10 protein-coding genes are annotated in these 8,708 nt (G+C 29.3%); 4 read left to right on the top strand and 6 right to left on the bottom strand.

Annotated features, from left to right (window positions below):
* Positions 1-167 precede the first annotated feature (167 nt).
* Positions 168-365, top strand: coding sequence for a hypothetical protein (locus tag FGM02_RS16555; protein ID WP_139959614.1), 198 nt, complete (start codon positions 168-170; stop codon positions 363-365).
* A gap of 290 nt (positions 366-655) precedes the next feature.
* On the opposite strand, the gene FGM02_RS16550 is transcribed toward FGM02_RS16555, so the two are convergent.
* The 6 genes from FGM02_RS16550 to FGM02_RS16525 all read right to left on the bottom strand — a co-directional run bounded on the left by FGM02_RS16550 (position 656) and on the right by FGM02_RS16525 (position 6,756).
* Positions 656-1,390, bottom strand: a complete 735-nt coding sequence (locus FGM02_RS16550; RefSeq protein ID WP_139959613.1) for a hypothetical protein — start codon at positions 1,388-1,390, stop codon at positions 656-658.
* A 60-nt stretch (positions 1,391-1,450) separates the two neighbouring features.
* Positions 1,451-2,185: a hypothetical protein gene (locus FGM02_RS16545; RefSeq protein ID WP_139959612.1), complete on the bottom strand. Its 735-nt coding sequence runs from the start codon at positions 2,183-2,185 to the stop codon at positions 1,451-1,453.
* Positions 2,186-2,189: 4 nt separating this feature from the next.
* Positions 2,190-2,990, bottom strand: coding sequence for a hypothetical protein (locus FGM02_RS16540; protein ID WP_139959611.1), 801 nt, complete (start codon positions 2,988-2,990; stop codon positions 2,190-2,192).
* A gap of 68 nt (positions 2,991-3,058) precedes the next feature.
* Positions 3,059-3,796, bottom strand: coding sequence for a hypothetical protein (locus FGM02_RS16535; protein WP_139959610.1), 738 nt, complete (start codon positions 3,794-3,796; stop codon positions 3,059-3,061).
* Positions 3,797-3,800: 4 nt separating this feature from the next.
* Positions 3,801-4,598: a hypothetical protein gene (locus tag FGM02_RS16530; RefSeq protein WP_139959609.1), complete on the bottom strand. Its 798-nt coding sequence runs from the start codon at positions 4,596-4,598 to the stop codon at positions 3,801-3,803.
* A gap of 217 nt (positions 4,599-4,815) precedes the next feature.
* Positions 4,816-6,756 carry a hypothetical protein gene (locus tag FGM02_RS16525; protein WP_139959608.1) on the bottom strand — a complete coding sequence of 647 codons (1,941 nt, stop codon included), beginning with the start codon at positions 6,754-6,756 and terminating at the stop codon, positions 4,816-4,818.
* A gap of 556 nt (positions 6,757-7,312) precedes the next feature.
* On the opposite strand from FGM02_RS16525, the gene FGM02_RS16520 reads away from it, so the two are divergent.
* From FGM02_RS16520 to FGM02_RS16510, 3 genes are all read left to right on the top strand, one after another.
* Complete coding sequence (locus FGM02_RS16520; protein WP_139959607.1) at positions 7,313-7,492, top strand: hypothetical protein; 180 nt, start codon at positions 7,313-7,315, stop codon at positions 7,490-7,492.
* A 145-nt stretch (positions 7,493-7,637) separates the two neighbouring features.
* The gene (locus FGM02_RS16515; protein WP_139959606.1) at positions 7,638-8,000 is read left to right on the top strand and encodes a hypothetical protein; all 363 of its coding nucleotides are present in this window, start codon (positions 7,638-7,640) and stop codon (positions 7,998-8,000) included.
* A 52-nt stretch (positions 8,001-8,052) separates the two neighbouring features.
* Positions 8,053-8,625, top strand: coding sequence for a hypothetical protein (locus tag FGM02_RS16510; protein ID WP_139959605.1), 573 nt, complete (start codon positions 8,053-8,055; stop codon positions 8,623-8,625).
* The last annotated feature ends 83 nt before the right edge of the window (positions 8,626-8,708 follow it).

Raw genomic sequence — 8,708 nt, 5'->3', positions numbered from 1 at the left:
AGAACTTGAAGATCAAATAAATGAACTCCCAGATTTCTCTTTTCTCAGTTTAGAAGGAACTGCTTTTACAAAAAACAATGAAGAAAGCAACAAATATCTGATGCCTTTTAGAATTTTTAATTTTTGATGTTAAGTGAAACTCTAAAGTGAAAATAAATATTGTAGATATGATTACTGCCAATAAGCCAGTTCTTGAGCCTGAGACAATAATAGAAAAGAACATGAAGCCTAATGACAATACAAGTGCAAATTGTTCTAGTTTTTTAGCTTTTAAACTCCAAACCAATCCAACAGGGAATAACATAGACAAAACTGCAGAAAAACCAGCTGGATTTTCAAAACTTCCGGTAATATTAAAAAAATGATTATTTGACGGAAACCAACCTAAGTATTGACAAATACCATTTAAAGACTGTAAAACAATAACTATATAAAAACTTTTTAAAATTTTAAAAGATGTAATTTCTATTAGTACTTTTCTACTCTTTTCGTTTTTTAGAAAGATTACATAGAGTAATATTAAAAGGAAAGAAAATACCGTAAAATAAAATTTTACAGTATTTTCTTCATTCACAAATTTCTCAGAAGTGAAAAACACACTACCTAGAAAAGTTAATGTAATAACATTTTTAAAATTTATGATGCTGAACATGCTTTAATTTGGCTTAAAATTCTCATCAAACCAAATGTGCTTGTCTAGCATGTTGATATACTTTTCTTTTTTCTTGAAGCCCTTTTTGGTAAAGAAAAATTTAATGTCTAAAACAGCCCTTTTATCTTTTTGTATAAACAAACTTGTACAGTACGGATACTTTTTTTTGCGAAGCTTTTCCAGAGATTCATCAACAAAATAAGTTTTATGAGCATCGGGTAAATTTGAAACCGAATAAGAATCTGCATTATATTTTTCTTTCGCCTGTTTACCAAAAATAAAGTTTACATAATTATATAATTCAGCTTGGTTTATATCTCTATTCCTTGAATCTCTAGGTCTATAATACATGCCAAGCGAAGTTTCTATTTCAGTAATTACTTGACTTTTCCAGTTAAAATAGAATGTAGTATGCGTTTTTTTATTGTTTTTTTTACCACTATTTAAGTTAAAAAAAGTACTTGAAAAAGCAATCATACAATTTTTATCTTTCGTTATAAAAAATGGACCATAAAAAGACCCAGAAATCTTTTCTTTTTCCTGTCTAACTTTCCAAACTTTAGAATATTTATCTAAATCTTTAAGTTTTTTTGGAAATGAAATTTCTATCCCAAAGTTTTCTTTAAAATATTGTTTGTACGAAGAAAGGTTGTTTTTATAAGGCCAACTTTCCTGTGAGTATAAATTTGTAGCTATCAATATAGTTGCTGTAAAAACAAAACATTTTATGATTTTCATGCTTTTTAAGGTTTAGTTTTAATCTGTTTTCATTCTTTTATGACAAGTCTTTAGCTACCTTTAATTAGGCTTAAATTTTTCATCAAACCAAATATGTTTGTCTAGCATATTAATATACTTTTCTTTTTTCTTGAAGCCTTTTTTGGTAAAGAAAAGTTTAATATCTAAAACAGCCCTTTCGTCTTTTTGTATAAATAAACTTGTGCAGTAAGGGTATTTTTCTTCGCGAAGCTTTTCCAGAGATTCATCCACAAAATAAGTTTTATGAGCATCGGGTAAACTTGAAACCGAATAAGAATCTGCATTGTATTTTTCTTTGGCCAGTTTGCCAAATATAAAGCTGGCATATTGGTACAAATCAAAATGCTTTATGTTGATGATTGGAGGCTTAAATTCTTCATATACACCAAGAGAAGTACCAATCTCAGCAATTATCTGCCCCGTACGATCAAAGAAAAATTCATTATGCTCTGTGTTTCTATTTTCTATTGGTAAGTCAAAAAATCCAAAAAAATCAGCAGGAAATGCTATCATACAATTTTTATCTTTTGATAAAAAAAGTATACCACATAAAAACCCTGTATGTTTTTCTGGATCTTTCCTTACCTTCCAATTAACTCGGTATTTACCCAAGTCTTTAAACCTATCTGGAAAAGAAATTGTTATCCCATATTTGTCTTTGAAGTATTTCTTATACGAAGATGGATTTTGCTTGTATGGAAAATTATTCTGAGAAAAAACATTAATCCCTATCATCAATAAAATTAAAGTCATATAGTTTCTTAAATTTATCATAACACTAATCTTTTTTGATAACAGTTATTATATCATTTAATGTAACTTCTCCCCATCTATCATTCTGGTAATCAATAAAATACACAATTCCTGTGTTTTCATCATAATTGATGCCGTTTACTGCATGAGCACCGCCTCCAGCTCCTTCTGTCTTTAAAATTAATATAGACCCTCCCATCATTCCACTTTGTATGTTGCTAGGACTTACCTGTTCAGCATTTGGATAGAAATTTTGCACAAAAGATATGGCATTACTAACATTATAATTACCATTGGAATATGTTATGGGTACTCCATCCTGCCAACCTTGGCTATCTTGATATGTTTTACAAGTGTTAAACGAATAATCTTGAAATGCTGATAGGGCATGAGAAAAACAATAGGTGCTATCAATTTGTTGGTATGTATCTTCGTAGTTTCCAAATTTTAACCTAGTAATTTTACTTTTATTAGATGATGATTTAGGGCTTAAAATACTGTTGGTATAATTAAAACCAGCAGTGATATAATCGAATAACTTTTGTGAAATATTTAATTCTGAAGCAGAAGTTTCTTCAATTTTATACAACCCTCCTTCTTTATTTATTTCTAGTCTCTGAATTGCACGATTTATTGTTGCAAATTCCTTTTCTCCCATTTTATACTTATTGTAAATATCAAGTTCAAGATACTCAGCATCGGCATAGTTAGTTTCTGTTTGTGTTTCAGTTTCGCATGCTGTTGTAAAGATCATTACAATAGTTAATAGCATTGCCGTTACAATGGCAGTTACATTTAGTTTTTTAAATAATTTCTCCTTTTTCATATTTTTTTGCATTTAAAGGTTTAGTTTTAATCTGTTTTCATTCTTTTATGACAAGTCTTTAGCTACCTTTAATTAGGCTTAAATTTTTCATCAAACCAAATATGTTTGTCTAGCATATTAATATACTTTTCTTTTTTCTTGAAGCCTTTTTTGGTAAAGAAAAGTTTAATATCTAAAACAGCCCTTTCGTCTTTTTGTATAAATAAACTTGTGCAGTACGGATACTTTTTTTTGCGAAGCTTTTCCAGAGATTCATCAACAAAATAAGTTTTATGAGCATCGGGTAAATTGGAAACCGAATAAGAATCTGCATTGTATTTTTCTTTAGCTTGTTTACCAAAAATGAAGTCAACATAATTATATAAATCAACGTTTTCTATAACTTTATTCCTTGAATCTCCAGGACTATAATATAACCCCAGTGAAGTTTCTACTTCAGCAGTAACCTGACCCTTTGGATGAAAATAAAATGTGCTAAGCTCAGTCGTTTTATATTTTTCAAACGACCCAAAAAAACCAAAGAAATCAGAAGGAAATACTATCATACATTTTTTATCCTTAGATAAAAAAAATGGACCATATATAAAACCTGTATGTTTTTCGGGATCTTCTCTTACTGCCCAATGTACTCTGTATTTATCCAAATCCCTAAACCTAGCTGGAATAGAAATTGTAACCCCATATTTATCTTTAAAATACTGTTTGTAAGAAGTAAGATTCTGCTCGTAAGGCAGGTTAACTTGGGAAAAAACATTTATCGTCATTAAGAATAACGCAATGCTAATTTGATACCTAATATTCAACATAATCTTAATTTCCTTTATTAAAAATAGCAATTACTGCATTTTTATCAACCCATCCTGCTCTATTATTTTGATAGTCAAAATAAGTAATGAGTCCTGTGTTTTCATCATAAGACATTGCATTTACTGCATGGGCATTAGATCCAGTCCTGAAAAATAGAACTTTACCTCCCATCATACCTTCTTCTAAACTGTTGCTGCTTATAATGGATCCATTTTGGTAGAAACTTTTGTAAAAAGAGAGAGCATTGCTAATATCATAAGTACCATTAGTTGATTGTGTAACAGGCACACCATCCCCCCAACCTAGGTCATTTTGTTTTGTCTTACAGGCATTAAAAGAAAAATCACCTAACGCAGTGATAGAATATGAAAAACAATAAGTAGAATCATTTACCTGAAATATGATTTCATTGTTTCCAGATTTCAATCTAGTAATTTTACTTTTATTAGATAATGATTTAGGTCTTAAAGTGCTATTAGTATAATTAAACCCAGCAGTTATATAATTAAATAATTTAGGGGAAATATTTATTTCTTTTGCAGAAGTTTCTTTAATTTTAAAAAGCCCTTCTACTTTTTTTATATTTAATCTTTGAATTGCTCGATTCATTGTTTTGAATTCTTTTTCTTTCATTCTGTACTTGTCATAAATATCAAGTTCAAGATATTCAGAATCTGCGTATTCGTTTTCTAAAGTATTTTCACTTTCACATCCTGTAATAAAACCAATAATAACTACCATAAGTATTGTGATTATGATAGTAGTAACATTTGATTTGTTTATTAATTGTTTTTTTTTCATTTCATTTTTTTTCATCTATCAATAATAGATGTTTAACATTTGTTTTTGAAGTTTTATCTTCCGATTGCTCGGTTTTCGAGAGTTGCGAGCTTCTTTTTTTACACTCACGTAATTCAAAACTTACTTTTTTTCAATTAAGAATTTTAATTATTTTTCAATTTTTCTCCATGCTATGTTTTTTTTTAAGATTTATATAAATATTACTTGTGTTTAAATATTATTTTTTAGCATTCTCAAAACCAAGCCAATGTTGTTGCTTATTTTCATCAATACAAAAAATGTGTTCTTCTCTTCCTTTTGTTAAGTTTCTTAACCACAACAAAGCATTTTTAGGTACATTATTATAATGCAGTAAAGTATCTTGTGCTTTTTGTTTTCCTAAAGATTTCCAGTTTTTATCCCAATAAAACAACTCATAATCTTCGCCTTTATTAATGTGGTTATCGTCATTTCTGGACTGAAATTCTACAAAACCAATAGTTTGGGGTTTAGAAAATTTTAGCCCAAGTTTAAAATAATCGCCTCCAGAATAGGTAAGGGTATTATCATCAAATGCTCCATATTTATAGTCTTTGGTTTCTTTCAAAATATTTTTCTCAATAATTTCGCCTTGTAATGGCTTCATATTCACATCGTAAAATGCCAATTTAGCTAAGAAAGACTTTGGCTTTTTACTGTTAAATCTTATATACTTATATTGGGTTCTATCTGTTATCTTTATTTTTTGAATATGCGTACTATTAAAATTAGAAACTTCATGTAATACTTTAGCATTTATAAATTCTGAATTATTGGATGCTTCAATAACACTTCCGTTTAAGGCTTCTAACCAAAACCGTTTACCCCTGTATCGTCTTGTGCTTAAACCAATTTTTCTAGTGAGTACCACAGAATCTAAAACGTTTTTATCAGGTTTAAAAAAGCGAATCTTTTTTGAAGCGTCTATAAAAAAAGGATAATTGAGCGGTTTTTTACTTTCTTTATCCATAGGTAAATACAAGACGTTATAGCCTATATTACTAAATTTGAAATTTTCACCTGTTTTTTGTCCCTGAACTACAGGAAACCAACCTTCTCGTTTATCAAAGACAGTTAATATTGAGGCTTTAGCATTTACATTAAAAATGTTATCAATATCAACATCCATAACTAAAATGTATTTATGAGTTACATCTTGATCAGTATGAATACTATTTGTGTTTTTTACGGCGTCAAATCTAGTTCTATATACTTTGGGTATGCTTTCATTTTTATAAACACCCTTAATATTACTTTTTTTATGTACATCTGTTAGATAAACTTCGCTACCCAACTGGGTATAAATCCATGAGTGGCTTTTGGCAAAAGGGTCGTTACCCCAATGTTCTACGTAATCTTTTGCAGCCATAATACCTATAGATCGCATCACATTTACATAATAATTTACCCCATCGCCACATTGCCCTAATTTAGATTTTTCTAGTTGGCTTGTACTTAAAGGAAATGGATACGAGCTACCTATCCCTATAAAAGTTCTAAAATTGAAATCGCTCTTAATACTATCTACAATAGTTTCAAGGGAAACACCTTTCTCTATATAGTCAGATACCCATTTATATTGATAGAATAATTTTCTTCTTGAGTGAATTTCGAGCGGTTCGTTTGAACTTCTATAAGGCAAAATAAAATTACAGAAATCATCAAACGATGCTCTATTACCTTTAGGGATTTTATACCAAGCTTTAAAAGCTAGTTCAATGTTTTCTATAAGAAAATCTGCTTTTGCACTTTCAATGTCTTTAATTAAATTGGGTTGTTCTAGATTAGAATAATCGGAAATTGAATCTAACATGCTTTTAAAAGCTTCTTCCCTATAAATGTTTAATTCGATTTTTGGAAAATGTGCTATACTGTCAAATGCCAAGTCAAATTCACGAATAGGCTTTATATAATTATGATAGTGCATATTTTCAATGAGAAATATGGCTGCTTTAAATTTTAAACTATCTTTTTCTGTACTGAAATGATGAAGCACTTTCTCAAATTCATCTTTTTGTGATTTGCTAGAGTGTCTAAATGCGTTTCTTACTCCTTTAGGATATTTGTCATATTTAGGACTATTCAGATAACCTACATATACCAATGAGATTAATACGAAACTTAAAAATAGTTTTTTCATTCCATAAAATATTAATAAAACATATGATTGATTGTTTTATACACGTCATTGTGCCTTAATATATAATCAAGTAATGCTGCAATTTTTTTGATTGAAAATACTGCTGTTCAATTTTGAAACAATCCTGTACCGTCCTGTTGCGCTTCAGTTTAAGCTATGAATTATTAATGACAAAGTAAGAATTGAACCAATCTTTGCAGAACTATATATATATTTAGCTCATGCACAAGAAATCCAATGTTCAGAAATTATAACTAAAACCTTTAATGCATGAAGTTATTAAAAAGCAAAGTTAAGTTTTGAGTTAGTTGCAAGTAATTAGCTCATTTGTTGAAAAAGCTTGTTGTTGTTGTGTTTAACTATTTTTTTTCAAACGCAAAAAATTAAGTTGCATGAAAGAATATTCCAAAATCTGCTGCGAATTTTTAATAATTCCCGATTATCGGGAATAAAATGCTGTTTTTCCCAATATTCGGGAGTTTTAATGTCGAATTAATAATTAGTTTTATAAAGTATTTTTAACACAAATATAATTTATTAATAAACAAAAATTTTTATGATTATAAGAACATTAGAAATGAGTGAAATGGAAGTGATTGAAGGAGGAGGTTGTGCAGCTTTTTTGGCCGGAGCAATTGGACTGGTAATTGGAGGGGGAGGTCCTGTTACTTGGATGGGAGCTTTGGTTGCTTGGGATAATTCAGATTCTTGTGCAGATCAACTTCGAGGCGAATAAACTCTATTAAAATAAGGAGGGGTTCCTCCCTCCTTAATATTCACTTATTGTATAAGCACCTCCTTATTTACAAATTTAAAGCTAAAATACATATTCCTTAAAAATGCTCGTAGGCTGATCTTGGGGGAGTTTAATTTATTATTTGATGAAAAATTTAATTTATTGTCTTTTCCTAGTATTTGTTATTAATAGTCATCTGAGAGAGCATTTTTTAGGGAGCTACTTTGTTTTGGATATTATTATTGGGTCACTTCCTAATTTTGTAGCAGCAATGATTATTCCATTGTCTTTTGTTGATTATTATGTGAAATATAAAAAATATAATGGTGTTGTGATTTTTATGACAGCTATATTTTTGATTTTTGAAGAATTCTACCCATTTCTTTCAGGTAATGAGGTGTTTGATGAATTTGACATTATATTCACAATTTCTGGAAGTTTTCTCTCATATTCGATTATAAAAAGGTGTAAGTGTAAAAAAAATTATAAAAATGAGACATATAAATAATAATATTTTGTTTCTTAGTTCTGTAATATTTCTGTATTTAGTTTCATTTCTAATGATAATCTTCTTAAACACAGAAGAATTATTATATAATTTTTATGCAGAAAACTATGTACAAGAACAGCTAGAAGAAATAATTGAACAACACCAGAAGTGGTGGTGGGCTGCTTATGCTATTACTCCATTGATTGTAATCATACGTAGTAGTTTGGTTGCACTGTGTTTGAGTATTACAACTTTCTTTTATGAGATGGAGCACCCTTTTAAGTTCAAACAATTTTTAAGAATTGCTTTGGTTGGAGAATTTGTATGGGTATTAGTAGCTATTGTAAAGTTTGCTTATTTCTATTGGTTTCAAACAGATTTTGACTTAGTCGCATTTCAGCAGTATTATCCTTTGAGTTTTATCAATTATTTAGATGTGGAATCGTTAGATTCTTGGTTTGTGTATCCGTTTCAAACCATCAATTTATTTGAGGTATTATACTTTTTTATATTGGTTGCAGGTATGCACAAATTGTTAAAAAGCAACTATCGGAAAAGTTTTGAAATGGTAGCTGTGGGCTATGGAACGGGGCTGCTTGTTTGGTTAGGGCTAACTATGTTTTTATTATTAAACATCAATTAAAACAGAAAATTAAAAAAGAACAATTCCTGAACTGTCAGTTAGAGTGTCCTGAATCCTTTCGGGGTGTATCGAGTATGGTTTCT

It is taken from the genome of Flavicella sediminum, assembly GCF_006381105.1.
Classification (GTDB): Bacteria; Bacteroidota; Bacteroidia; order Flavobacteriales; family Flavobacteriaceae; genus Flavicella; species Flavicella sediminum.
The sequence above is the reverse complement of the archived record's forward strand: the minus strand, read 5'-3'. Positions and strand labels throughout refer to the sequence as shown.

What these genes read in the sequence shown, in the direction of transcription:
- FGM02_RS16555 (WP_139959614.1), top strand. Translation starts at nt 168, where the DNA reads ATGATTACTGCCAATAAGCCAGTTCTTGAGCCTGAGACAATAATAGAA.
- FGM02_RS16550 (WP_139959613.1), bottom strand. Translation starts at nt 1,390, where the DNA reads ATGAAAATCATAAAATGTTTTGTTTTTACAGCAACTATATTGATAGCT.
- FGM02_RS16545 (WP_139959612.1), bottom strand. Translation starts at nt 2,185, where the DNA reads ATGATAAATTTAAGAAACTATATGACTTTAATTTTATTGATGATAGGG.
- FGM02_RS16540 (WP_139959611.1), bottom strand. Translation starts at nt 2,990, where the DNA reads ATGAAAAAGGAGAAATTATTTAAAAAACTAAATGTAACTGCCATTGTA.
- FGM02_RS16535 (WP_139959610.1), bottom strand. Translation starts at nt 3,796, where the DNA reads ATGTTGAATATTAGGTATCAAATTAGCATTGCGTTATTCTTAATGACG.
- FGM02_RS16530 (WP_139959609.1), bottom strand. Translation starts at nt 4,598, where the DNA reads ATGAAAAAAAAACAATTAATAAACAAATCAAATGTTACTACTATCATA.
- FGM02_RS16525 (WP_139959608.1), bottom strand. Translation starts at nt 6,756, where the DNA reads ATGAAAAAACTATTTTTAAGTTTCGTATTAATCTCATTGGTATATGTA.
- FGM02_RS16520 (WP_139959607.1), top strand. Translation starts at nt 7,313, where the DNA reads ATGATTATAAGAACATTAGAAATGAGTGAAATGGAAGTGATTGAAGGA.
- FGM02_RS16515 (WP_139959606.1), top strand. Translation starts at nt 7,638, where the DNA reads ATGAAAAATTTAATTTATTGTCTTTTCCTAGTATTTGTTATTAATAGT.
- FGM02_RS16510 (WP_139959605.1), top strand. Translation starts at nt 8,053, where the DNA reads ATGATAATCTTCTTAAACACAGAAGAATTATTATATAATTTTTATGCA.